The 22,796-nt window shown below is 70.4% G+C and carries 17 protein-coding genes and 1 pseudogene; 8 read left to right on the top strand and 10 right to left on the bottom strand.

Annotated features, from left to right (window positions below):
* Nucleotides 1–52: 52 nt before the first annotated feature.
* Both OHS71_RS07535 and OHS71_RS07540 read right to left on the bottom strand, forming a co-directional pair.
* Nucleotides 53–190 carry an MFS transporter small subunit gene (locus tag OHS71_RS07535; RefSeq protein ID WP_328478073.1) on the bottom strand — a complete coding sequence of 46 codons (138 nt, stop codon included), beginning with the start codon at nucleotides 188–190 and terminating at the stop codon, nucleotides 53–55.
* Nucleotides 156–1,490 (bottom strand): OFA family MFS transporter, encoded by a 1,335-nt coding sequence (locus OHS71_RS07540; protein ID WP_328478075.1) that lies wholly within the window; start codon nucleotides 1,488–1,490, stop codon nucleotides 156–158. Before OHS71_RS07540 ends, OHS71_RS07535 begins: the two co-directional genes overlap by 35 nt.
* Nucleotides 1,491–1,648: 158 nt before the next feature.
* On the opposite strand from OHS71_RS07540, the pseudogene OHS71_RS07545 reads away from it, so the two are divergent.
* Both OHS71_RS07545 and fdhD read left to right on the top strand, forming a co-directional pair.
* Nucleotides 1,649–1,903, top strand: a pseudogene (locus OHS71_RS07545) (2Fe-2S iron-sulfur cluster-binding protein); the annotation flags it as partial.
* Nucleotides 1,904–1,910: 7 nt separating this feature from the next.
* On the top strand, nucleotides 1,911–2,759 hold the full coding sequence (gene fdhD / locus OHS71_RS07550; RefSeq protein WP_328478077.1) for a formate dehydrogenase accessory sulfurtransferase FdhD: 849 nt from the start codon (nucleotides 1,911–1,913) through the stop codon (nucleotides 2,757–2,759).
* A 126-nt stretch (nucleotides 2,760–2,885) separates the two neighbouring features.
* On the opposite strand, the gene OHS71_RS07555 is transcribed toward fdhD, so the two are convergent.
* Both OHS71_RS07555 and OHS71_RS07560 read right to left on the bottom strand, forming a co-directional pair.
* Nucleotides 2,886–3,413 (bottom strand): isochorismatase family protein, encoded by a 528-nt coding sequence (locus tag OHS71_RS07555; protein WP_328478079.1) that lies wholly within the window; start codon nucleotides 3,411–3,413, stop codon nucleotides 2,886–2,888.
* A gap of 172 nt (nucleotides 3,414–3,585) precedes the next feature.
* Nucleotides 3,586–4,575 carry a bile acid:sodium symporter family protein gene (locus OHS71_RS07560; protein WP_328478081.1) on the bottom strand — a complete coding sequence of 330 codons (990 nt, stop codon included), beginning with the start codon at nucleotides 4,573–4,575 and terminating at the stop codon, nucleotides 3,586–3,588.
* A 178-nt stretch (nucleotides 4,576–4,753) separates the two neighbouring features.
* Here OHS71_RS07560 and OHS71_RS07565 point away from each other — a divergent pair, with 178 nt between their 5' ends.
* From OHS71_RS07565 to OHS71_RS07575, 3 genes are all read left to right on the top strand, one after another.
* Nucleotides 4,754–5,665 (top strand): LysR substrate-binding domain-containing protein, encoded by a 912-nt coding sequence (locus tag OHS71_RS07565; protein ID WP_328478083.1) that lies wholly within the window; start codon nucleotides 4,754–4,756, stop codon nucleotides 5,663–5,665.
* A gap of 400 nt (nucleotides 5,666–6,065) precedes the next feature.
* A complete protein-coding gene (locus OHS71_RS07570) occupies nucleotides 6,066–7,892 on the top strand; it encodes an AMP-dependent synthetase/ligase (protein WP_328478085.1) in 1,827 nt (608 codons plus the stop codon).
* A gap of 156 nt (nucleotides 7,893–8,048) precedes the next feature.
* Complete coding sequence (locus OHS71_RS07575; RefSeq protein ID WP_328478087.1) at nucleotides 8,049–8,885, top strand: aldo/keto reductase; 837 nt, start codon at nucleotides 8,049–8,051, stop codon at nucleotides 8,883–8,885.
* A 68-nt stretch (nucleotides 8,886–8,953) separates the two neighbouring features.
* On the opposite strand, the gene OHS71_RS07580 is transcribed toward OHS71_RS07575, so the two are convergent.
* The 4 genes from OHS71_RS07580 to OHS71_RS07595 all read right to left on the bottom strand — a co-directional run bounded on the left by OHS71_RS07580 (nucleotide 8,954) and on the right by OHS71_RS07595 (nucleotide 14,411).
* Nucleotides 8,954–9,688, bottom strand: coding sequence for an SDR family oxidoreductase (locus OHS71_RS07580; protein ID WP_328478089.1), 735 nt, complete (start codon nucleotides 9,686–9,688; stop codon nucleotides 8,954–8,956).
* A gap of 164 nt (nucleotides 9,689–9,852) precedes the next feature.
* On the bottom strand, nucleotides 9,853–10,803 hold the full coding sequence (locus OHS71_RS07585) for a class I SAM-dependent methyltransferase (RefSeq protein WP_328478091.1): 951 nt from the start codon (nucleotides 10,801–10,803) through the stop codon (nucleotides 9,853–9,855).
* Nucleotides 10,804–11,073: 270 nt separating this feature from the next.
* Nucleotides 11,074–12,798, bottom strand: coding sequence for a glycoside hydrolase family 6 protein (locus OHS71_RS07590; RefSeq protein ID WP_328478093.1), 1,725 nt, complete (start codon nucleotides 12,796–12,798; stop codon nucleotides 11,074–11,076).
* Nucleotides 12,799–12,887: 89 nt separating this feature from the next.
* Nucleotides 12,888–14,411: a cellulase family glycosylhydrolase gene (locus OHS71_RS07595; protein ID WP_328478095.1), complete on the bottom strand. Its 1,524-nt coding sequence runs from the start codon at nucleotides 14,409–14,411 to the stop codon at nucleotides 12,888–12,890.
* A 264-nt stretch (nucleotides 14,412–14,675) separates the two neighbouring features.
* On the opposite strand from OHS71_RS07595, the gene OHS71_RS07600 reads away from it, so the two are divergent.
* The 3 genes from OHS71_RS07600 to OHS71_RS07610 all read left to right on the top strand — a co-directional run bounded on the left by OHS71_RS07600 (nucleotide 14,676) and on the right by OHS71_RS07610 (nucleotide 21,153).
* The gene (locus tag OHS71_RS07600; RefSeq protein WP_328478097.1) at nucleotides 14,676–17,591 is read left to right on the top strand and encodes a glycoside hydrolase family 48 protein; all 2,916 of its coding nucleotides are present in this window, start codon (nucleotides 14,676–14,678) and stop codon (nucleotides 17,589–17,591) included.
* Between the two features lie 394 nt (nucleotides 17,592–17,985).
* Entirely contained in the window at nucleotides 17,986–20,649 is a 2,664-nt protein-coding gene (locus tag OHS71_RS07605) for a cellulose binding domain-containing protein (protein WP_328478099.1), read from the top strand.
* A 108-nt stretch (nucleotides 20,650–20,757) separates the two neighbouring features.
* On the top strand, nucleotides 20,758–21,153 hold the full coding sequence (locus OHS71_RS07610) for a hypothetical protein (RefSeq protein WP_328478101.1): 396 nt from the start codon (nucleotides 20,758–20,760) through the stop codon (nucleotides 21,151–21,153).
* 147 nt (nucleotides 21,154–21,300) lie between these two features.
* Here the strand turns inward: OHS71_RS07610 and OHS71_RS07615 are convergent, their stop codons facing one another.
* Nucleotides 21,301–22,065 (bottom strand): class I SAM-dependent methyltransferase, encoded by a 765-nt coding sequence (locus tag OHS71_RS07615; RefSeq protein WP_328478103.1) that lies wholly within the window; start codon nucleotides 22,063–22,065, stop codon nucleotides 21,301–21,303.
* A gap of 86 nt (nucleotides 22,066–22,151) precedes the next feature.
* On the bottom strand, nucleotides 22,152–22,457 hold the full coding sequence (locus tag OHS71_RS07620; protein ID WP_328478104.1) for a 4a-hydroxytetrahydrobiopterin dehydratase: 306 nt from the start codon (nucleotides 22,455–22,457) through the stop codon (nucleotides 22,152–22,154).
* Between the last annotated feature and the right edge of the window lie 339 nt (nucleotides 22,458–22,796).

Consider the following 22,796-nt stretch of genomic DNA (forward strand, 5'->3'; position numbering starts at 1 on the left):
CCCGGGCAACCGCCGAACACGCTCCCGCCGGACACCCGCCCCGCGAACGCCGCTATCCGGTGAACAGCTGCGTCGCCTTCTGTACCAGCTCGTACAGTCCGTAGGCGAGCGGCGCCCCCACCCACAGCCAGGCGAGGGCGATCAGCGGCCGCCGGTCAGGCTGCGGACTCGGGCTGCTGTCGTTCGACATCGGCGGCCTCCCTCTGGGCGGGGATGTGGTGACGGGCGTGGACGGGCCGGACGAGTTCGTTGGCGACGAAACCGACGGCCAGCAGCCCGATCATGATGAACAGGGACAGGGTGTACAGCGACGAGCCGTGTTTTCCGGCCTCCTCCTGCCGGTCGGCGATCCAGTTCACGATCAGCGGACCGAGCACGCCCGCGGTGGACCAGGCGGTCAGCAGCCGCCCGTGGATCGCGCCGACCTGGTACGTCCCGAACAGGTCCTTGAGGTAGGCGGGGATCGTCGCGAAACCGCCGCCGTAGAAGGAGAGGATCACCAGGGCACACAGGACGAACAGGGGTTTCGACGAATCGCCGATCAGCGCGATGAGGGCGTACATCAGGGCGCCGACGCCCAGGTACACCCGGTAGATGTTCTTGCGCCCGATCAGGTCGGAGGTCGAGGACCAGCCGATCCGGCCCGCCATGTTCGCCGCGGACAGCAGGGCGACGAAGCCGGCGGCCGCGGAGACCGAGACCGGCGTGGAGGTGTCGGCGAAGAAGTCCTTGATCATCGGGGCGGCCTTCTCCAGGATGCCGATGCCCGCGGTCACGTTCATACAGAGCACGACCCACAGGCACCAGAACTGCGGAGTGCGCACCGCACTGCTCGCCGAGACCTGTACTCCCCCGGCGGCGCCGGGCCCGGCCGCGGTCGGCTGCGCGCCGCGTGGCACCCGCACCAGCAGTACCCCCAGCGTCATGAACACGGCGTACGACAGCCCGTGCACGAGAAACGCGACGGCGATGCCGGAGCTGTCGGAACCGAACGACTCGAGCATCTGCGCCGACCAGGGCGAGGCGATGAGCGCGCCGCCGCCGAAGCCCATGATGGCGATTCCGGTGGCCATTCCGGGCCGGTCGGGGAACCACTTGATCAGGGTGGAGACGGGCGAGATGTAACCGATGCCGAGGCCGATGCCGCCGACGAACCCGTAGCCGAGGACGATCAGCCAGTACTGCTCGGTGGCGGCGCCGAGCGCGGAGATGAGGAAGCCGGACGAGAAGCAGACCAGGGCGACGGTCATCGCCCAGCGCGGCCCGTTGCGCTCCACCAGCGTGCCGCCGAAGGCGGCGGACAGGCCGAGCATGACGATGGCGAGCTGGAACGGCAGCGCGCTCTGTGTGCCGCTGAGACCGAGGGCGGATTCCAGCGGCGGCTTGAACACGGACCACGCGTAGGCCTGACCGATGGACAGATGGACCGAGAGGGCGGCCGGGGGAACGAGCCAACGGCTCCAGCCGGCCGGTGCGACGGGGGGACTCATGAATCCTGAAAGGTAGGAACCCACAGGCGCGTGGGAAAGGCGGCGCGTCGACTGTATGCGGTGAACGGTATCCAGCCTGCGCCGAACGGTCTCCAGCGGAGCTCGGACAGGCCCCGCCGGAGCTCGGGTCGGTGCGCGGGCCCTTGTCGCCTCCACTTCCACAGGGAGCGCTGTCGTCCAAATCCAAGTCCAAGTCCGAGTACGACCGGCGGGCGGCCGGGAACTGGGACGAGTCGGCGCAGACCCGGACCACGACCGTGTGCGCCCACTGCGGGGTGGGCTGCAACCTCACGCTCCATGTGCAGGACAATGACATCGTGAAGGTCACCTCACCGCACGACAACCCGGTGACCCACGGGAACCTCCGCATCAAGGGCCGCTTCGGCTACCAGCACGTACAGAACCGGGGCTGATCACGACATGGGACGATTCACCGAACGACGCAAGGTGATCCGCATCAGGGACGGAGCGGTCTCCACCCGCCCGGACACCCTGGTCGCCGAGGAACCACTGGAGATCCGGCTCAACGGCAAGCCGCTGGCCATCACCATGCGCACGCCCGGTGACGACTTCGCGCTGGCCGCCGGTTTCCTGGTGAGCGAGGGCGTCCTGGCCTCGGCGTCGGATCTGCTGAACATCGTCTACTGCGCGGGGGCGACCGCCGACGGTTCCAACACCTACAACGTGGTGGACGTCCGGACGGCACCCGGCGTGACGATCCCAGACATCACCCTCGAGCGGAACGTCTACACCACCTCCTCCTGCGGCATCTGCGGCAAGGCGAGCCTCGACGCCGTACGGACGGCCACCCGCTGGCCGATCGCCGACACGCCCCCGCTCCGGATCGCACCCGAACTCCTCGCGAGCCTCCCCGACCGGCTCCGCGAGGCCCAGCGGGTCTTCGACCGGACCGGAGGGCTCCACGCGGCCGCCCTGTTCTCCGAGGACGGCGAGCTGCTGGACGCGCGGGAGGACGTGGGCCGGCACAACGCGGTCGACAAGCTGGTCGGACGTGCCCTACAGAACGGGGACCTGCCCCTGTCGCGGACGATCCTCCTGGTGTCGGGCCGGGCCTCGTTCGAACTGGCGCAGAAGGCCGCGATGGCGGGCATCCCGGTGCTGGCGGCGGTCTCGGCGCCCTCTTCGCTGGCCGTGGACCTGGCCGCGGAGACCGGGCTGACCCTGGTGGGCTTCCTGCGCGGGAGCTCCATGAACGTGTACGCGGGTGAGGACCGCATCACCCTGCGGACCGCGGCCGCCCAGGGCTGACCCGGTTCCCCGCGGCACGGCGGCGGGGCCCCGACGGGCGGGGAGCGCCCCCTGCGCCGCACGGGCCCCGCCTCAGCTCACCCACGCCCCTCCCGCGTCCCGGCCCACGCCCCTTTCGGTCGCCTCTCAACCGCTCGTGAAGCGCACGTCGGCCGCCCGCGTCACCGTCCCCAGCCGGGGGAAGTCCAGCTTCACCGACGCCTCGTGCTCGGCCGCGGTGAGAGCGGACATGGCGTCCTCGACGAAGACCAGGTCGTAACCGAGGTCGCCGGCGGCACGGGCGGTGGACTCGACGCCGAGGTTGGTAGCGATACCGCCGAACACGAGCGTCGTCACACCTCGTTCGCGGAGCCGATCGTCCAGACCCGTCCCCTGGAAGGCGCCGATGGTCCGCTTGACGATCTCCAAGTCACCCTCTTGGAGCAGCCCTTGCACCAGACCGCTGCCGGGCGGCTGGTCGGTGACGCCGGGACGTTCGACGCGGACGAGGACGACGAGCGCGCCGGCCGACCGGAACGCCGCCGCCAACTCCTCGGCGGCGGCCAGCACTTCGGTGCCCTTGTGGGGCTCGAGGGGCAGGGCGACGATGCGGTCCATCAGGTCGACGAGAACGAGGGCGCTGCGCGCGGGGACTGACGGGAGAGCTGCGGTCATGACAGAACGTTATCCGCCGTCGGCCCTGCGTACCGGAGATCCGGATCAACCACGGGGAGTTCGCCCGCAAGGACGCGCCCCACGCGTACGCGACACCGCCCCGCGCCCCGCGGCCCTCGCGGTCCGCGGCGGCGAACCGGCGGGCCGGCTCACGCCGTGGCCGGTGGCTCCGTCAGGCCGCGGCCGTCGACCGCCCGTCGGCGTGTTCCTTCGACGTCTCCAGCGGATCCCTGGCCCGGCGCTTGGCGATGACCGCGCACACCATCAGCTGCATCTGATGGAAGAGCATCAGGGGCAGCACCGCCAGCGAGGCGTGCGCGCCGAACAGGACGCTCGCCATGGGCAGCCCCGAGGCGAGGGACTTCTTGGAGCCCGCGAACTGGATCGCGACGCGGTCCTCACGGCCGAACCGCAACGCCTTGCCGCCGTACCAGGTCAGGGTGAGCATCACCGCGAGCACGACGGCCTCGACGACGAGCAGCCCACCCAGCCGTACGGCGCTGACCTGGTGCCAGATGCCCTGCACCACGCCCTCGCTGAACGCGGTGTAGACGACGAGGAGGATCGAGCCGCGGTCGACCAGCCCCAGCACCTTCTTGTGCCGGGTGACGAACCCGCCGATCCAGCGCCGCAGCAGCTGCCCCGCGAGGAACGGTACGAGCAGTTGCAGCACGATCTCGACCAGCGAGTCCGCGGAGAAGCCGCCGCCGCTGCTGCCCAGCAGGGCGGCCGCCAGCAACGGGGTGACGACGATGCCGACCAGCGAGGAGAAGGAACCCGCGCAGATGGCGGCCGGCACGTTGCCCCGGGCGATGGAGGTGAAGGCGATCGACGACTGGATGGTCGACGGCACGAGGGTGAGGAAGAGCAGACCCTGGTAGAGCGGCTGGGTGAGGATCACCGGCACCAGACCGCGCGCGGCGAGGCCCAGCAGCGGGAAGACGAGGAAAGTGCAGGCCAGGACGGTGACGTGTAGCCGCCAGTGCTTCAGTCCCGCCAGCGCCTCACCGGTGGACAGCCGGGCGCCGTACAGGAAGAAGAGGAACGCGATCGCAGCCGTGGAGGCGCCGGAGGCCACGTCGGCGCCCGCGCCGCGCGCCGGGAACAGCGCCGCGAGCCCGACGGTCCCGAGCAGCATCAGGATGTAGGGGTCGACCGGCATCCGACTCGGCCAGTGCAGGCGTTTCACAGTGCTCCACGTGCGGTTCGATGGGTCGCGCGGGGCCCGGAGAGCCCCTCCCCATCGTCCTCCTGCCCGCCGTGATCGGGAATCCGGTATACCGCTCTCACTGTCATCGTGAAATGCGATAGCAGGACAGCGAAGGGCTACTGTGGCGGACGTGTACGACCCCTCTCATCTGCGGACCTTCCTGGCCGTCGCCCAGACGCTGAGTTTCACGCAGGCAGCACGGCGCCTGGGTCTGCGCCAGTCCACGGTCAGCCAGCACGTGCGGCGCCTCGAGGACGTGACCGGGCGGGCACTGTTCACCCGGGACACGCATTCCGTGGAGCTGACCGAGGACGGTGAGGCGATGCTCGGCTTCGCGCGCCGGATCCTGGACGTCCACGAGCAGGCCGCGGCGTTCTTCACCGGCACCCGCCTGCGCGGGCGGCTGCGGTTCGGCGCCTCCGAGGACTTCGTGCTGACGCGGCTGCCGGAGATCCTGGAGGGATTCCGCCACGACCATCCCGAGGTCGATCTCGAACTGACGGTGGAGCTGTCGGGCACCCTGCACGAACAGCTCGCCGTCGGGAGGCTGGACCTGGTCCTGGCCAAGCGGCGCCCCGAGGACCAGGGGGGCGAGCTGGTGTGGCACGACGGACTGGTGTGGATCGGCGCGAAACGGCTGCGCCTGGACGCCGACCGCCCGGTCCCGCTCATCGTGTTCCCGCCCCCGGGCATCACCCGCGCTCTGGCCTTGGAGGCGCTGGAGCGGCAGGGGCGGGCCTGGCGGATCGTGTGCACGAGCGGCAGCCTCAACGGCCTCATCGCGGCGGCCCGGGCCGGCCTCGGCGTGATGGCGCACTCACGGGGGCTGATCCCACCGGGCCTGGTACGCGTCCCGGAGCGGGCGGGGCTGCCCGAACTGGGGCGGGTCGACTTCGTGCTGGTGCACGGACGCCGACGCACCTCGGCCCAGGGCGCGGCGGACGCGCTGGCGGCCGCGATCCTGGCGGGCGGCGACCGGCTGCACCGACGGCCGACGGGATCCGGGCGACGGCTCGACCCGACGGGAGACAGCGCCGGCTGAACGGCGGCCCGCCGTGCCGCCTCTCACGGCTCTCTCCGGGATCGGCCGGCTGCACGGAAGGGGACGCTTCGGTGCAGCCGGAAGGGGACGCTTCGGTGCAGCCGGGAGGCGAGGCGGCCTCCCGCTCCCGACCTCGGGACGGGGCCGCTGCGGCGCCGGCCGTGACGGGCTCCGGCCGGGGCCGGACTCCGTAAGCGGTACGGGCAGATTCGGTGGAGATTACGGGTGCCGATACTTACTCGTCCGTCAGTTTTGTGTCCGACCCTTCCCCATGTGAGCCCATTTTCCGGCACTGACCAGCGCAGACGAGAGCATCGTTCGCTTTCCGCCCCCCTCCCTTCCCGTCGTCGGGTGGGGTAGCTTTCACGCGCTGTGCGGCCACGAGAGGCGGGGTGCGGGTTTGCGTGAGTTCACCAACCCTCCGTTGGCGTCGGCACCGCCGGTGGGCGGTCTGGCCGACGTCGTGTTCACGCACGCCCAGGAGGACCCGCAGTACGTCGCTCTCGGACGCAAGGACGAGGCGGGCGAGTGGCGGGACGTGACCACCGGCGAGTTCCGCGACGAGGTCCTCGCCCTGGCCAAGGGGCTCCTCGCGCAGGGCATCCGCTTCGGCGACCGCGTGGCGATCATGTCCCGCACCCGCTACGAGTGGACGCTGTTCGACTTCGCCCTGTGGACCATCGGCGCCCAGGTGGTGCCGGTCTACCCGACCTCGTCGGCCGAGCAGTGTTTCTGGATGCTGTACGACGCCGAGTGCACGGCCGCGGTCGTCGAGCACGAGGACCACTCGATGACCATCGCCACCGTCATCGACCGCCTCCCCCGGCTGCGGCAGCTGTGGCAGCTGGACTCGGGGTGCGTGCAGGAGCTGTACGACGCCGGCGCCTCCATCGAGGACGACGTGGTGCACCGCCATCGGGAAGCGGTCACCCCCGACTCGACCGCGACGATCATCTACACGTCCGGCACGACGGGCCGCCCCAAGGGCTGTGTCATCTCCCACGGCAACTTCATGTTCGAGGCGGACACGGTCATCGAGCGCTGGGAGCCGGTGTTCCACTCCCGGAAGGGCGACGAGGCGGCGACCCTGCTGTTCCTGCCGCTCGCGCACGTCTTCGGGCGGATGGTGCAGATCGCCGCGATCCGCGGCAGGGTCCGCTTCGGCCACCAGCCGCAGCTGCACGCGGCCGCCCTGCTCCCCGACCTGGCCGCTTTCCGGCCCACGTTCTTCCTGGCCGTGCCGTACATCTTCGAGAAGGTCTTCAACGCGGCCCGCCGCAGGGCGGAGCGCGAAGGCCGGGCAGGGCCGTTCGAGAAGGCCGTCGACGTGGCCGTGAACTACGCCGAGGCGGTCGAGGCGAAGGCCTGGGACATCGGACCGGGCCCCTCGGCGGGTCTGCGAATGCAGCACCAGCTGTTCGACAAGCTCGTCTACTCCAAGGTCCGGGCGGCGATGGGCGGCCGGGTGCGGCACGCCATGTCCGGCGGTTCGGCCATGGACCGCAGGCTCGGCCTGTTCTTCGCCGGCGCCGGCGTACAGATCTACGAGGGCTACGGCCTGACCGAGACGACGGCCGCCGCGACCGCCAACCCGCCCGGGCGCACCAGATACGGCACGGTCGGCCAGGCCATCCCCGGCATGACCGTGCACATCGCGGACGACAACGAGATCTGGCTGCGCGGCGACAACGTGTTCCAGGGCTATCTCAACAACCCCAAGGCCACCGACGAGAGCCTGCACGAAGGCTGGCTGGCCACCGGTGACCTGGGATCGCTCGACGAGGACGGCTACCTCACCATCACCGGCCGCAAGAAGGAGATCCTCGTCACCTCCGGCGGCAAGAGCGTCTCGCCCGGGCTGCTGGAGGAGCGGGTGCGTGACCATCCGCTGGTCAACCAGTGCATCGTCGTCGGCAACGACCGGCCGTTCATCGCCGCCCTCGTCACCCTCGACCAGGAAGCCGTCGAGCACTGGCTGCAGATGCGCGGCAAACCGCAGATGCCGCCGGTCGAGCTGGTCAGCGACCCGGATCTGGAGGCGGAGGTGCGCCGGTCCGTCGTGGCGGCCAACACGCTGGTCTCGAAGGCCGAGTCGATCCGTACCTTCCGTATCCTCGCCCAGCCCTTCACCGAGGAGCACGGACTGCTGACCCCGTCACTGAAGCTGAAGCGCAAGGCCATCGAGACCGCCTACGCGAACGAGGTCGACGCGCTGTACCGCTCGTGAGGTTCCCGGCGATTTCCCGGCAGATTCCCGGCGGCGGCGTGAGACGGCGTTCGGACGGGTACGCGAAGAGGGATCCGGGGGTCAGGAATGCATCACTCGCCGTGATCGTTGACGATGGAGTACCACTTTGACGGACAACCGAAGGATCAAGAGCTCGTGAGCAGCAAGGTCCCCCCGATCATCCTCAACAACGGCGTCGAGATGCCCCAGCTGGGCTTCGGTGTCTGGCAGGTGCCGGACGACGAGGCGGAGCAGGCCGTCTCCACCGCGCTGGAGGCCGGGTACCGCAGCATCGACACAGCGGCGATCTACGGCAACGAGGAGGGCACCGGCAAGGCCATCACCTCCTCCGGCGTGCCCCGCAAGGACATCTTCGTCACCACCAAGCTCTGGAACAGCGACCAGGGGTACGACTCGACGCTCCGCGCGTTCGACACCTCGCTGGAGAAGCTCGGTCTGGACTACCTGGACCTGTACCTCATCCACTGGCCGCTGCCGACCCGCGGCACCTATGTGGACACATACAGGGCGTTCGAGAAGCTCCTCGCGGACGGCCGGGTACGCGCCATCGGCGTGTCCAACTTCCTGCCGGAGCATCTGGAGCGCCTGATCGGCGAGACGTCGGTCGTCCCGGCCGTCAACCAGATCGAGCTGCACCCGCACCTCCAGCAGCAGGCCTCGCGCGAGATCCACACGGACCGGGGCATCGCCACGGAGGCCTGGTCCCCGCTGGGCCAGGGCAAGGGCCTGCTCGAGGTCCCGGCGATCGTGGCCATCGCCCGCAAGCACGACCGCACCCCGGCCCAGGTCGTGCTGCGCTGGCACCTCCAGCTCGGCAACGTCGTGATCCCGAAGTCCGTGACGCCGTCGCGGATCAAGGAGAACATCGACGTGTTCGACTTCAGCCTGGACACCGAGGACCTGGCTGCCATCAGCGCCCTCGACGAGGACCGGCGTATCGGTCCGGACCCGGCGACGTTCGACGTCGGCTGAAGTTCCTCCCGCTCGCCTGCGAGGGCGCTCCCCGGCCGGGAAGCGCCCTCGACGCGTCGGAGCGCTCGTCAGTTGGGCTGCCCGACCGGCCGCACGACGACCGTGTTGACGTCGACTCCCGCGGGTTGCCGGATGGCCCACACGACGGAGTCGGCGATCTGGTCGGCGGTCAGCAGGTGCCCGGGCGGCAGGCTGCCGTAGCTGTCCCAGAACGGGGTCTCGACCCGGCCGGGCGCGATCAGCGTCACGCCGACACCCCACTCGGTGACCTGGCGGCGGGTGTTCTCGGCGAGGCCGGTCACCGCCCACTTCGTCGCCCCGTAGAGATTGCCCGGCGTGGGCACGAAGCCCGCGACGCTGCCGACCAGGACGATCCGCCCGCGGGTCTCCTTCAGCGCGTCGATCGACGCCCGGACGAGGAGCGCGGGGCCGAGCACGTTGGTCAGCACCATGTCGGTCCACCCGGCCGGGTCGCCCTCGGCGACCGAGTCGTGGGTGGCGGTCCCCGCATTGGCGACGACCGTGTCCAGCCGGCCATATGCCTCGAGCGTACGGTCGACCGCGGACCGTACGCCGTCGTAGTCGGCGGCGTTCCCCACCACCGTCAGCAGCTCCTTCGGCTCGCCGAGTCCCGCGGCGAAGGCGCGCAGCCGCTCCTCCCCGCGTCCGGTGACGGTCACCCGGTACCCGGCGTCCAGCAGCTGCCGCGCGACGGCCGCGCCGATGCCGCTGCCGCCTCCGGTGATCAGTGCGACCGGAGATTCCGCGGCCGGAGAATGCGAAGCGCCCGGTGTGTTGGCCATGATGTGTCCCCCATGTGCGTCGGCCGTGCGGATCGGCCGCACACGCCTGCTGCGTGCGCGGCCGCGCTCGACGTGCGTCGCGCGGCACGCAGTCCATCACTTGGAGAGCTCTCCAAGTCAAGTGACACCGGACCGACGTGAAGGCCGGCTCGCCCCGGCGGGGTCTAGCGGACGGGCTTGACCGCCGTGTGCACGGTGTGGGCCGCGAGCACGAACACGTCCGCCCTGCGATGCACGCCCGCCTCGTCCTTCGGGTCGAGCAGCCGGTCCACCACGGCTCGGTCGTCGGGGTCGAGGGAGTCGCCGTAGACGTCCCGCAGCCGGGCCAGGGACGCGGTGATGTAGGCGCGGGCCCGTTCGGAGGCGGGCGCGGGCAGGTCGAGCAGGAAGCTGCGGGTACGGGTGTGCTTCAGGCCGGCCGCGTCGAGCAGTGCCGCCCAGTTCTCGGACTCGTCGACGGAGCCGGGCAGATCTGCCCTCATCCGCGCGAACCACTCCTCCTGCAACGCGTCGAGCCGTGCCTCGAGGCCGGGCCGGCCGAAGCCGAGGTCCCGCGGCAGGAACCGGGTCGGCAGACCGCCTTCCATGATCGCCAGCGTCCCGCCCGGCGCGAGCCGCTCGGCGAAGGCGGCCAGGGCGGCGCGCTGGTCGCCCAGGTGGTGCAGACTGCGGCCGGCCCACATCAGGTCGGCCGGGTAGTCCAGCTCGCCCAGCGCCGCCGGGAGTTCTCCGGCCAGCGTGCCGAAGCGGTCGCCGTACCCGAGCCGGTCGGCGCGCTGCCGCGCCCGCTCCAGCAACGGCGCGGAGCCGTCGACCGCCATGACCCGCGCACCGGGGAACGTCTCGGCGAACAGGCAGGAGACGACCCCGGGGCCGCTGCCCACGTCCACGATCAGGCCGGGCTCGGTCACCTCCTTCCCGAGCCAGGACAGGGCCCGCTCGTACAGGGGCGTGAACAGTTCCGCCTGCGCTTCGAGGTGCGGGGCCATCTCGGCCCAGTCGATGGCCGTGCCGTCGCCGTGGCCGTGCTTATGGCCGTCGGCAGCCGGGCCGTGATCATGACCGTGGCCCTCGGTGTGCTGGTCGGCGTGGGGCTCGTGCGGGTGGTGCGCCATGGTCTCAGCCTCTCGTCCGGTGTGTCGCCAGCGTGCGCCGACCCACCGGTCCGGGGCCACTTTTGTTGCCGCAGCGGCAAAAAATCGGCTGCCGACGGCAAACCCGGTCGCGCCTGTCCGGCCGCTCCCGTCAAGCTGGAGCGGCCGGACAGGAACTGCTCGGCAGCACGGTCGGCGGTCCCGCGGAGCCGGCCCCGCCCCGAAGGGCGATCACCGGCCCCGGCGGATCACCGTCGCCTCACCGCGCCGTCCGCGGATCGGCCCACCGGCCTACAGCGGCGGGTAGGCGTTCTGCATCAGTTGCTGGAACTGGGCCGAGAACCAGTGCCCGGACAGCGGCGCGTTGGGCAGGGCGCCCGACATGCTGTTGCCGTTGCGCGGGTTGCCCGTGTACGTCGGGTCGCACATGCGGTCGAAGCCCTTGCCCTCGTCGTTGGAGATGGCGGAGCTCGAGCCGTCGGACTCCCCCGGCGGCTTCATCCAGACGTAGGCGTCGATCCCGGTCGCCGGGGCGGTCCTCGGCCGCTCGCCGAGGCCGGCGCCGGACTGGTTGCACCAGTTGCCGATGTGGATACGGCGGTCGTAGCGGCCGCCGTTGACATAGGTGTCCACGCTGGTCGTGGCTCCCGGGCCGGTGGGCCGGGCGGTGCCGCCCCAGCCGTTGCGGGAGGTGTCGATCAGCATGCCGATTCCGGAGTTGAAGCCGACCGAGACGAGCTGGGTGCGGAACGCCTGGGCGTACGACAGCTCGTCGACGTACCGGTTCCAGTCGACCCACTTCGACTCGCGGACCGACTTGCCGGCCACGGAGTCGTTGATGGTGAAGTTGTTCTCCTTCAGGGCGCTGTAGTTGGCCGTGTTGGTGATGAACCCGTGGACGTCGTTGACCGTGGCGCCCTCGGCCGTGGCGGCCTGCTTGAACAGGGTCGCCGACGGGGCGAAGTTGTCGTCCCAGCCGAGCCAGCCGTGGTGACCGGCGTCGATGTAGTTGTAGACGTTGGGGATCGCGCCGAGCTTGTGCAGCGCGTACCCGACGCCCTTCACGTAGTTGCCGTTGGCGAGCATCGTGTCGCAGGCCGGTGTGGCGGTGGCCCGGCTGCCGGTGTTGGTGACCAGGTTGGGCAGCGAGTCGATCTCGATGGTGGTGACGATCCGCAGGCCGGCGTACTTGCTGTCGGCGAGGATCGTCGCGATCGGGTCGATGAACTGCGTCTTGTACTTGTCGATCTCCGTCGGGCCGAGCTCGCCGTTGGAGGCCAGAGCCGAGCAGTCCCGTCCGGGAAGGTCGTAGACGACCAGCTGGACAACTTCCTCGCCGCTGCCCTTCTGGGCGAGCGCCGCGTCCAGGTGGGCGCGCAGTCCCATCCCGCCGTTCGCACCGTTGATGGCGGCGATGCGGTCGAGCCAGACACCGGTGGGCTGGTTGGAGATACGGCTGCCGCCCGTCTCGGCGGCGGCCTTCGCCGACCATTCGGGGTTCACGTACACCTTGGCGCCGGCGTAGGGGTTGTCGACCTTGGCGGAGGGGGTTCCGGGGTCGGTCGGGGTGCCGGGGTCGGTGGGCCCGCCGGTCCCGCTGTCGACGTTGCAGGTCACGCCGTCGAGGGTGAACGCGGTCGGGATCGCGTTGGTGCCGGTGTAGGTGCCCTGGAATCCGAAGCTGACCGAACCGCCGGTCGCCAGCGTCCCGTTGTAGCTCTCGTTGGCGGCGGTGACGGCCATGCCGGACTGGGTGACCTTCGCGTTCCACGCGTTGGTCACCTTCTGGGTTCCGGCGTAGGACCACTTGACCGACCAACTCGACTTGGCGGTCGAATTGTTGGTCACGGTGACGGCGGTGGTGAAGCCGGTGCCCCAGTCGTTCTGCACCTTGTAGTCGACGCTGCACGGGATGGCGGCGATGCCCGGATCTCCGGGGACGACGGCGAGCGCCGTCCCGGAGGCGCCGGCCACCAGCGCCAGCGCGGCGAGTACCGCTGTTCTGCTACGGCTCATGAGTGCGGGTTTCCTTCTCGGTCGCGGGTGTGGTCCGTTGTCTCGGCTGCTCTTTCCGGTGGTTCGGCCCGCCGGTCCGGTCCGTTGGTTCAGGACCGGTCGTCCGGTCGGGTTGGCGCCTGTCCGTGGAGTGCGCGCAGGTGGTCGCGCAGGCCGGTGCCGTACGCGGTGGGCGTCCCGTCGTAGGCGGAGATCAGGGACGGGCCGGTGGAGCAGTCCCAGGTGTTCCAGGTCCAGCCCAGGTACGACAGGCCGCGGTCGTCGAACCACTTCATGACCTGGTCGACGAAGCCGTGCGAGCAGGTGTTCTCCCCGATCTCCCCGGCCACGAGCGGCACCTGGGCCGCGACCGGTGCCAGGGTGGAGTTCCAGCAGCTCTCGTTCGCGCAGCTGTTGAAGTTGTAGACGTGGTAGGCGGCGGCGAGATTGCCGGTCGGGTCGGCGGGCTTGTACGTCAGCCACTGGCTCAGGTCGTTGGAGTACGCGAGTCCGCCGGCCAGGACCACGTTCCTGGCGCCGGTCGCCCGGACTGAGTCGACGAGATCCTGCATACCGGCGACCTCGTACCCGATGCCGGGGCAGGTACCGCCGTCCCGCCAGCACTGCCACGCCTGGGTGGTGGTGGAGGTGGCACGGTCCGGGTAGGGCTCGTTGAACAGGTCGAACACGACGGCCTGGTCGTTCTTGAAGGCGTTGGCCACCGAGGTCCAGAACGACGGGGTGTACTGCATGTCGGGCATCGGCTTCTGGCAACTGGCGTGCACGTCCGGGCATCCGGCCGAGTTGCCGGTGTACTGCCCGTACGTCCAGTGCAGTTCGACGATCGGCGTCATGCCGTGTGCTTCGACGCGGGCCACCAGGTCCTTGACGGCGTTGACGTAGTTGGCGCCGCCGTACGCGGAGTTGATGTTCGACAGGCCGAGCCAGCACTCCTCGTTGAGCGGGATGCGGACGGTGTCGACGTTCCAGTCGGCGATCGCCTGGACGGCGGCGTCGTCGACGGGACCGTCCCAGATGCCGCGCCCCTGCACGCACATGAACTCGCCGCCGGAGCGGTTCACGCCGAGCAGACGGCGGGTCTTTCCGCCGGTGTCCAGCAGCTTGTTGCCCGAGACGTGCAGTGCGGGTGGCCCGTCACCGGTGCCGGGCGGGTCCGTCGTGGGTGGCGCGGTCGGGGTGGGGGTGGGGGTGGGTTGGGTGTCGGCGTTGCAGGTCGTTCCGTTGAGCTTGAACGTGGTCGGTACGGCGTTCGCCCCCGACGCGGAGGCGATGAAGCCCGCGCTGACGCTCGCGCCCGTGCCGAGGGAGCCGTTCCAGCTCTCGTTCGCCGCGGTGACGGTGGTTCCGGACTGGGACCACTTGGCGCTCCACCCCTGGGTGACCTTCTGGCCGTTCGCGAAATCGAAGGTCAGTTTCCAACTGCTCACGGGGGTTGCGTTGTTGGTGATCTTCACGGCGCTCTGGAAGCCGGCGTCCCACCGGCCGGTGACCGAGTACTCCACCGTGCACGCGGGCGTGGCTCCCTGAGCCGTGACGACCGGCAGCAGGGCGCCCGCGACGAGGGCGACCGTGCCGGCGAAGGCTGAGAGTACTGAACGCGGGGGGTGTCGCATGAGCGACTCCTTGCAGATCAGGCGCGTCGTGACGGACGCGTCGACTGATGGAATCGCTCCCACTGGTGTCTCGAAGCTAGCGCCAAGCACCGGCAAAGAACAGAGGCGTTGCTGACTTTTACTCAACGCCCGTCGTCGAATCTTTTCGACTCTTCAAGCACCTTGACCGCCACCACCCCCATCCCCACTATGGGAGCGCTCCCACTGGTTCAAGGCTTGTTGCTCCTCCCCCACTTCTCCGAGCCGCAAGGAGGAACCAGCACCATGGAACCTTCAAGCAGACGCCGCGGGGCGCGGCGCCTGTGGACCGCCGCCCTGGCGGCCCTCGCGCTTCCCCTCGCCATGCTGAGCACGAGCACGACTCCCGCCCAGGCGGCCGCGCTCCAGTGCAGCGTGGACTACAAGACCAATGACTGGGGCTCGGGGTTCACCGCGGACCTGACCCTCACCAACCGCGGCACCGACCCGATCAGCGGCTGGACCCTGACGTACTCCTACGCGGGCAACCAGAAACTCACCAACGGATGGAACGGCAGCTGGTCGCAGTCCGGTCAGCAGATCACGGTGAACAACGCCTCGTACAACGGGACGATCGCCGCGGGCGCGGCGGTCGGCACGGGTGCGCAGTTCACCTACAGCGGGACGAACGCCGCGCCCGCGGGTTTCGCGGTCAACGGCACCACCTGTGCCGGTGCGCACCAGCCGCCGGTGACGGTGCTGACCAGCCCGACCGCGGGCGCCGTCTACACGCAGGGGAACGCGGTGCCGCTCGCCGCGACCGCCGCGGCCGCCGACGGCGCGACCATCAGCAAGATCGAGTTCTATGACGACACGACCCTGCTGGGCACGGACACGAGCGCGCCGTACGCCCTGTCCGCCACCGGGTTGTCCGTGGGCAGCCACTCCCTGGTCGCCAAGGCCTACGACAGCCTGGGCGCGTCGGCCTCGTCGACCCCGGTCGGCATCACGGTCGCCTCGGGACCGGCCGTGGTCGCCTCGGCGAATCAACTGGCCGTCCAGCAGGGCAAGACGGGCACCTACACGCTGAAGCTGTCGACCCAGCCCTCGGCGAACGTGACCGTCACGACCGCCCGGACCACCGGAAACACGGGTCTGACGGTGACGGGCGGCGCCGGCCTCACCTTCACCCCGTCGAACTGGAACACCGCCCAGACCGTGACCATCACGGCCAACGCCTCAGGCACGGGCGCCGCGACCTTCGAGTCGACGGCCACCGGGCATGCGAAGGCCTCGGTCACGGCCACCGAGATCGCGGGCACCAAGGCCTACGACGCCCGGTTCCTCGACCTCTACGGCAAGATCACCAACCCGGCGAACGGCTACTTCTCCCCCGAGGGCATCCCGTACCACTCGGTCGAGACACTGATCGTCGAGGCTCCGGACCAGGGGCACGAGACGACGTCGGAGGCGTACAGCTACCTTCTCTGGCTCCAGGCGATGTACGGGAAGATCACGGGCGACTGGACCAAGTTCAACGGCGCCTGGGACATCATGGAGAAGTACATGATCCCCACCCACGCCGACCAGCCGACCAACTCGTTCTACAACGCGTCCAAACCGGCGACGTACGCGCCCGAGCTGGACACTCCGAACGAGTATCCGGCGAAGCTGGACACCGGTGTGTCCGTGGGATCGGACCCACTGGCCGGTGAACTGAAGACCGCCTACGGCACGGACGACGTCTACGGAATGCACTGGCTCCAGGACGTCGACAACACCTACGGCTACGGCAACGCACCGGGCAAGTGCGAGGCCGGCCCGACCGACACCGGCCCGTCGTACATCAACACCTTCCAGCGCGGCGCGCAGGAGTCGGTGTGGGAGACGGTGCCGCAGCCCACCTGTGACGCCTTCAAGTACGGCGGCACGAACGGCTATCTGGACCTGTTCACCGGAGACGCCTCCTACGCGAAGCAGTGGAAGTTCACCAACGCCCCCGACGCCGACGCACGGGTCGTCCAGGCCGCGTACTGGGCGGACATCTGGGCCAAGGCCCAGGGCAAGGGCGGTGACGTCTCCGCGGCAGTCGGCAAGGCCGCGAAGATGGGCGACTACCTGCGCTACGCGATGTACGACAAGTACTTCAAGAAGATCGGCAACTGCGTCGGACCGACCGCGTGTGCGGCCGGCACCGGCAAGGACGCCTCGCACTACCTGCTGTCCTGGTACTACGCCTGGGGCGGCGCCACGGACACCAGCGCCGGCTGGGCCTGGCGCATCGGCTCCAGTCACACCCACGGCGGCTACCAGAACCCCCTGGCCGCCTACGCGCTCAGCAGCTACGCGGACCTGAAGCCCAAGTCGGCGACGGGCCAGGCGGACTGGGCGAAGTCGCTGACGCGGCAGCTGGAGTTCTACCGCTGGCTCCAGTCCAGCGAAGGCGCCATCGCCGGCGGGGCGACGAACAGCTGGGCGGGACGCTACGCGACTCCTCCGGCCGGCACGTCGACCTTCTACGGGATGTACTACGACCAGCAGCCCGTCTACCACGACCCGCCGTCCAACCAGTGGTTCGGCTTCCAGGCGTGGTCGATGGAGCGGGTCGCCGAGTACTACCAGCAGACGGGGAACGCGAACGCGAAGGCGGTCCTCGACAAGTGGGTCGACTGGGCGCTGTCCAAGACCACGATCAACCCGGACGGCACCTTCCTCATCCCCTCCACGCTCCAGTGGACGGGTCAGCCCGACACCTGGAACGCGTCGAGTCCCGGCTCCAACACGGGACTTCATGTCACCGTCGCCGACTACACCAACGACGTGGGCGTGGCCGCCGCGTACGCCAAGACCCTGACGTACTACGCCGCCAAGTCAGGTGACACGGAGGCGAGGACGACCGCGAAGGCGCTCCTGGACGGGATGTGGGCACACAACCAGGACGCCCTCGGCATCGCGGTCCCGGAGACCCGCGCCGACTACAACCGCTTCGACGACGCCGTGTACGTCCCGAGCGGCTTCAGCGGCAAGATGCCGAACGGCGACACGGTCAACTCCTCCTCGACCTTCGCCTCGCTGCGTTCCTTCTACAAGAACGACCCGGCCTGGTCGAAGATCGAGGGCTATCTCGCGGGCGGAGCCGCGCCCGTGTTCACGTACCACCGGTTCTGGGCCCAGGCGGACATCGCCCTGGCCATGGGCTCGTACGCGGAGCTACTCGAATAAACCCCCGCTGAGCGCTCCGCGGGTCGGGCGGTGTCCGTCTGCGGGCCGGATGCGGCCGACCGCATGGTTGTCCGCGCCCCCTCGCCCTTCGGGGCGCGGGGATGCGGGGTGGCGCCGCCCTCCGGCGGAGCGCTCGAGGTTCCGCGTACGTGGCCCCGTCACCTGACGACGGGGTCCCGCCGGGCGGCCCCCACCCGCACAGGGGGCCGCCCGGCAGTCGCACGTCCTGCCACATACCGCCCCGCCCGGCCTCGCCCGGCGACCGCACCTCTGGCGACCGCACCTCCTCAACACCCTGAACGCCCTGCACTTCCCGAACGTCCCGCGCGTCCCGCTCTCTCCCCCCGCACCCTGTCCCCTCCCCATGGCGTTTCGCGAGGAAGGACCCCCCACCGTGCGAAGAACCCGCATCCTCACGGCCGTACTGGCGCTCGCCGCCGGTCTGGTTGCCGGCAGTCCGCCCGTGGTGGCCGCGGACGGCAGTCCGCGCACGACCCTGGCGGCAGAGTCGTACACCTGGAAGAACGCCCGGATCGACGGCGGCGGCTTCGTGCCGGGCATCGTCTTCAACCGCAAGGAGAAGAACCTCGCCTACGCGCGCACCGACATCGGCGGCGCGTACCGCTGGCAGGAGTCGAGCAAGACCTGGACGCCCCTGCTGGACTCGGTCGGCTGGGCGGACTGGGGGCACACGGGGGTGGTGAGCCTGGCCTCCGACTCCGTCGACCCGAACAAGGTGTACGCGGCCGTCGGCACGTACACCAACAGCTGGGACCCGGGGAACGGGGCCGTGCTGCGCTCCGGTGACCGGGGCGCGAGCTGGCAGAAGACGGACCTGCCCTTCAAGCTGGGCGGCAACATGCCCGGACGCGGGATGGGCGAACGACTCGCGGTCGACCCGAACAGGAACAGTGTCCTGTACCTCGGCGCGCCGAGCGGCAAGGGCCTGTGGCGGTCGACGGACTCGGGCGTCACGTGGTCGCAGGTGGCGAACTTCCCGAACGTCGGCAACTACCAGCAGGATCCGACCGACACGAGCGGGTACGCGTCCGACAACCAGGGCATCGTCTGGGTCACCTTCGACGAGTCCACGGGCACGTCCGGCACCGCCACGAAGACGGTCTACGTCGGGGTGGCGGACAAGGACAACGCGGTGTACCGCTCGACGGACGCCGGCGCGACCTGGTCGCGGCTGGCCGGGCAGCCGACGGGATATCTGGCGCACAAGGGCGTGCTGGACACCGTCAACGGCTATCTGTACCTGGCCTACAGCGACAAGGGCGGGCCGTACGACGGCGGCAAGGGCCGGCTGTGGCGCTATGCGACGGCCACCGGGAGCTGGACGGACATCTCCCCGGTGGCGGAGGCCGACACCTACTACGGCTTCAGCGGGCTGACGATCGACCGGCAGAAGCCGGGCACCGTCATGGCCACCGCCTACAGTGCCTGGTGGCCGGACACCCAGATCTTCCGGTCCACGAACAGCGGCGGAGCCTGGACGAAGGCCTGGGACTACACCTCGTATCCCAGCCGCGCCAACCGCTTCACGATGGACGTCTCCTCGTCGCCGTGGCTGACCTGGGGCGCCAACCCGTCACCTCCGGAGCAGACACCCAAACTCGGCTGGATGACCGAGGCGCTGGAGATCGACCCGTTCAACTCCAGTCGCATGATGTACGGGACGGGCGCGACGATCTACGGCACGGAGAACCTCGCGAACTGGGACAGCGGCGGCCAGTTCACCGTCAGGCCGATGGTGCAGGGGCTGGAGGAGACGGCGGTCAACGACATCGTCTCTCCCCCGGCCGGCGCCCCGCTGCTGAGCGCGCTCGGCGACATCGGCGGCTTCCGCCACACGGACCTGACCAAGGTGCCGTCGATGATGTTCACCTCCCCGAACTTCACGACGACGACGAGCCTGGACTACGCCGAGACGAACCCCAGCACCGTGGTACGGGTCGGCAATCTCGACTCGGGGCCGCATGTGGCGTTCTCGACGGACAACGGCGCCAACTGGTTCGCGGGCACCGATCCTTCGGGCGTCAGCGGCGGCGGCACGGTCGCCGCGTCCGCGGACGGCGGCCGCTTCGTGTGGAGTCCGGCGGGCGCGGGCGTGCAGTACACCACCGGGTACGGCACCTCGTGGTCGGCGTCGAGCGGCATCCCCGCCGGTGCGGTCGTCGAGTCCGACCGGGTCGACGCAAAAACCTTCTACGGCTTCAAGTCCGGCAGGTTCTATGTGAGTTCGGACGGCGGCGCGACCTTCACCGCGTCCGCCGCGAGCGGCCTGCCCAGCGCGGACAGCGTGCGGTTCAAAGCGCTGCCCGGCGGCAAGGGCGACGTCTGGCTGGCCGGCGGGGCGAGCGACGGGGCGTACGGGCTGTGGCACTCCACCGACTCCGGAGCCACGTTCACCAAGCTGTCGTCCGTGGAGCAGGCCGACACGATCGGCTTCGGCAAGGCGGCTGCGGGCGCCTCGTACCAGACGCTCTACGCCGGCGCGAAGATCGCCGGGGTTCGTGGCGTCTTCCGCTCGACGGACAAGGGCGTCACCTGGACCCGCGTCAACGACGACGCCCACCAATGGGGTTGGACGGGCGCGGCGATCACCGGTGACCCGCGGGTGTACGGGCGCGTGTACGTCTCGACCAACGGCCGGGGTGTGATCTACGGAGACACCTCCGACACCGGGGGCGGGGGCGGGGGCGGCGGCACGGACCCGACTCCCACCCCGACGGGCGCCTGCGCGGTGACGTACACGATCACCAACCAGTGGTCGGGCGGATTCCAGGCGGACGTCAAGCTCGCCAACACCGGCACGAGCGCCTGGTCCGGCTGGAGCCTCAACTGGGCTTTCGCCAACGGGCAGGGCGTCTCCCAGCTCTGGAACGCCGACTACACCCAGGCGGGTCCGACGGTGACGGCGAAGAACATCGGCTGGAACGGCAACGTGGCGGCCGGGTCGTCCGTCAGCTTCGGCTTCACGGGCAGTTGGTCGGGCACGAACGCCAAACCGATGGCGTTCGGACTCGGCGACCAGAGCTGCACGGTGGGGTGAGCCCGGCAGCTCCAACCGGACGAACTCGTTCAGCACCACAGCCCCCTTTTCGCCCATACGCTCGATCCTGCCTCCGTCCCGGGGGCAGGAGAACGGGGAGGGGAAGCCATGGGAGTGTCCAGACGTGCCCTGTTGGGCTATTCGAGTTCGGCCGCGGCGGGCGCGGTGCTCACGTCCGCCGGATCCGCCCGGGCCGAGGAGGCCGACGTGAGCGACCGGACCGCCGCGGCCCGGCAGGGCGGCGTCACCGAGCAGGGCTCCGTCGCCCGGCAGGCCTCCGATGCGGACGAGGAATGGGGCGGAAGCACCCAGTTCCGCGGTACCACCCCGCCGGGTCCGGAGGAGGGCTACATCACCATGACCTTCAGCATCGACCGGATGCCCTCGCCCACGTTGCAGAAGGTCACCGCCCTGGACGTCGCCGAAGCGCTCAACGAACTGCTCATCTCGCGCGGTTGGCCCGCCATCAAGTTCTACGGGGACGTGCCCAAGGCTCTGAACTGACCTGCGCACGACGGTGAGGAGGCGGCTCCGCCCGAACCGGGCGGGGCCGCCTCACCGCTTCCGTCACGGGGTGTGGACCGCCGGCCTGGGCGCGGTGGCCATGCCGTCACCGAGGAAGAAACTCGCTGACGAACTGGGTCATGGACTTCAGCCGCCCGGGGGCGGCCCGTGGACCGGCTTCCCGAACGCCCTCAGGGTGAACACGGGGTCCGGGCGGGGCCGGTCCTGGTCGGGCAGGGCCGCGAGCCGGGCGGCGAACTCGTCGGCCCGGGGATGACCGGGCGGCAGGGTGACGAACCAACCGCGCCGCAGGTCCGCGATGGCCCGGCGCGGGCTGCGGCCCTGCCCCCGCCCGGTGAAACCCGCCCGAGCGGCCGGGACCAGGCCCGCTCCGACGGCGTACGACTCCACCAGCGCCGCGGCGTCGGACGCCGGCCGGGGCGGGCGCGAGGACAGCACGACATCGATGTCGCTGCCCACGTTGTGGGAGGCGCCCTTGTCGACCGTGGTGACGTACGTCCCGCCGGGCCGCAGCACCCGGGCGCACTCGGCGACGATCCGGCGCGCGTCCACGACGTCCTCGACCAGGTGCAGCAGCCACACGCTGCTGACGGCGTCGAACTCGCCGTTGCGGAACGGGAGCCGGCGGCAGTCGGCGAGGACCACCGCTCCGGGGAGCCGGGCGGCGGCGTGCCGGGCCATGGCGGGCGACCGGTCCAGTCCCGTCACCCGCAGGCCCGGCCGCCCGGCCGCCAGACGCCGGGTGACGATGCCCGTGCCGCAGGCCACGTCGAGCAGACTGCGCGCCCGGCCCGGCACGAGGCCGAGGACGGCATCCGCGGCGGCCGCCGCCCTGGGCTCGCCGCCGCGCCAGACGTCGTACCGTTCGGCTTCCTCGTCGTAGTCCAGCAAGCGCGTTCCCCCCGGTTCGGTGACCGCCGTGTCTCCCCCGTACAGCCGGTGCGGCCGCGCGGAGCCCCCCGCCCGTCCGTCGCTGGTCAGCGCGCGCCGTGCGCGTGAGCCGCGGCCTCCACCCGGCGGGCGAGTTCGACGTCGAGGTCGGTGACGGCGCCGCCCGCGCTGTGGGTGTTCACGGCGAGGGACACCCTGTCGTAACCGAGAGTGAGCTCGGAGTGGTGATCGAGCTCCTCCTGGATCCGGGCGACGTGGACGACCAGTGCGGTCGCGGCGAAGTGGGAGTCCAGCCGGTAGGTGCGGGTGAGCCGGTCGCCGTCCAGGGACCAGCCGGGCAGCTCCGACAGACGGTCCTCGATCTCCTTCTGCGACAGCGGTTCGACGGCCATGGCACGGCTCCCTTCCTGGTGTCGCGTACCTGTCCAGCGTGCCACAGGAAGGCCGTGGCGGCCCTGGTCAGAAGGGCTCGGGAAGGGCTCGGCAGGGGTGCCGGCCGGCTCGGGCGCGGAACCGTCCGGCCGCCGGGTCGTCCGCCGGTGCGGCGATCGCGGCCCGGCCCTGCACCTGCTCCACCCACGCGCGCGGCAGCCCGGCGCCGCCGCACGGCCGTGCGCGGGACGCCTGCGCGGACCGGCCCCGTGGAGTCGCCGGCGTCCGACCGGTGCACGCCGGCGCGTCGCCGAGGGGGCCGAGCACGTCGCCCTCCCGCAGCCGTGGGAACCCGGGGC

This window comes from Streptomyces sp. NBC_00377 (genome assembly GCF_036075115.1).
Classification (GTDB): domain Bacteria; phylum Actinomycetota; class Actinomycetes; order Streptomycetales; family Streptomycetaceae; genus Streptomyces.

What these genes read in the sequence shown, in the direction of transcription:
- OHS71_RS07535 (WP_328478073.1), bottom strand. Translation starts at nt 190, where the DNA reads ATGTCGAACGACAGCAGCCCGAGTCCGCAGCCTGACCGGCGGCCGCTG.
- OHS71_RS07540 (WP_328478075.1), bottom strand. Translation starts at nt 1,490, where the DNA reads ATGAGTCCCCCCGTCGCACCGGCCGGCTGGAGCCGTTGGCTCGTTCCC.
- fdhD (WP_328478077.1), top strand. Translation starts at nt 1,911, where the DNA reads ATGGGACGATTCACCGAACGACGCAAGGTGATCCGCATCAGGGACGGA.
- OHS71_RS07555 (WP_328478079.1), bottom strand. Translation starts at nt 3,413, where the DNA reads ATGACCGCAGCTCTCCCGTCAGTCCCCGCGCGCAGCGCCCTCGTTCTC.
- OHS71_RS07560 (WP_328478081.1), bottom strand. Translation starts at nt 4,575, where the DNA reads ATGCCGGTCGACCCCTACATCCTGATGCTGCTCGGGACCGTCGGGCTC.
- OHS71_RS07580 (WP_328478089.1), bottom strand. Translation starts at nt 9,688, where the DNA reads ATGGCCAACACACCGGGCGCTTCGCATTCTCCGGCCGCGGAATCTCCG.
- OHS71_RS07585 (WP_328478091.1), bottom strand. Translation starts at nt 10,803, where the DNA reads ATGGCGCACCACCCGCACGAGCCCCACGCCGACCAGCACACCGAGGGC.
- OHS71_RS07590 (WP_328478093.1), bottom strand. Translation starts at nt 12,798, where the DNA reads ATGAGCCGTAGCAGAACAGCGGTACTCGCCGCGCTGGCGCTGGTGGCC.
- OHS71_RS07595 (WP_328478095.1), bottom strand. Translation starts at nt 14,411, where the DNA reads ATGCGACACCCCCCGCGTTCAGTACTCTCAGCCTTCGCCGGCACGGTC.
- OHS71_RS07600 (WP_328478097.1), top strand. Translation starts at nt 14,676, where the DNA reads ATGGAACCTTCAAGCAGACGCCGCGGGGCGCGGCGCCTGTGGACCGCC.
- OHS71_RS07610 (WP_328478101.1), top strand. Translation starts at nt 20,758, where the DNA reads ATGGGAGTGTCCAGACGTGCCCTGTTGGGCTATTCGAGTTCGGCCGCG.
- OHS71_RS07620 (WP_328478104.1), bottom strand. Translation starts at nt 22,457, where the DNA reads ATGGCCGTCGAACCGCTGTCGCAGAAGGAGATCGAGGACCGTCTGTCG.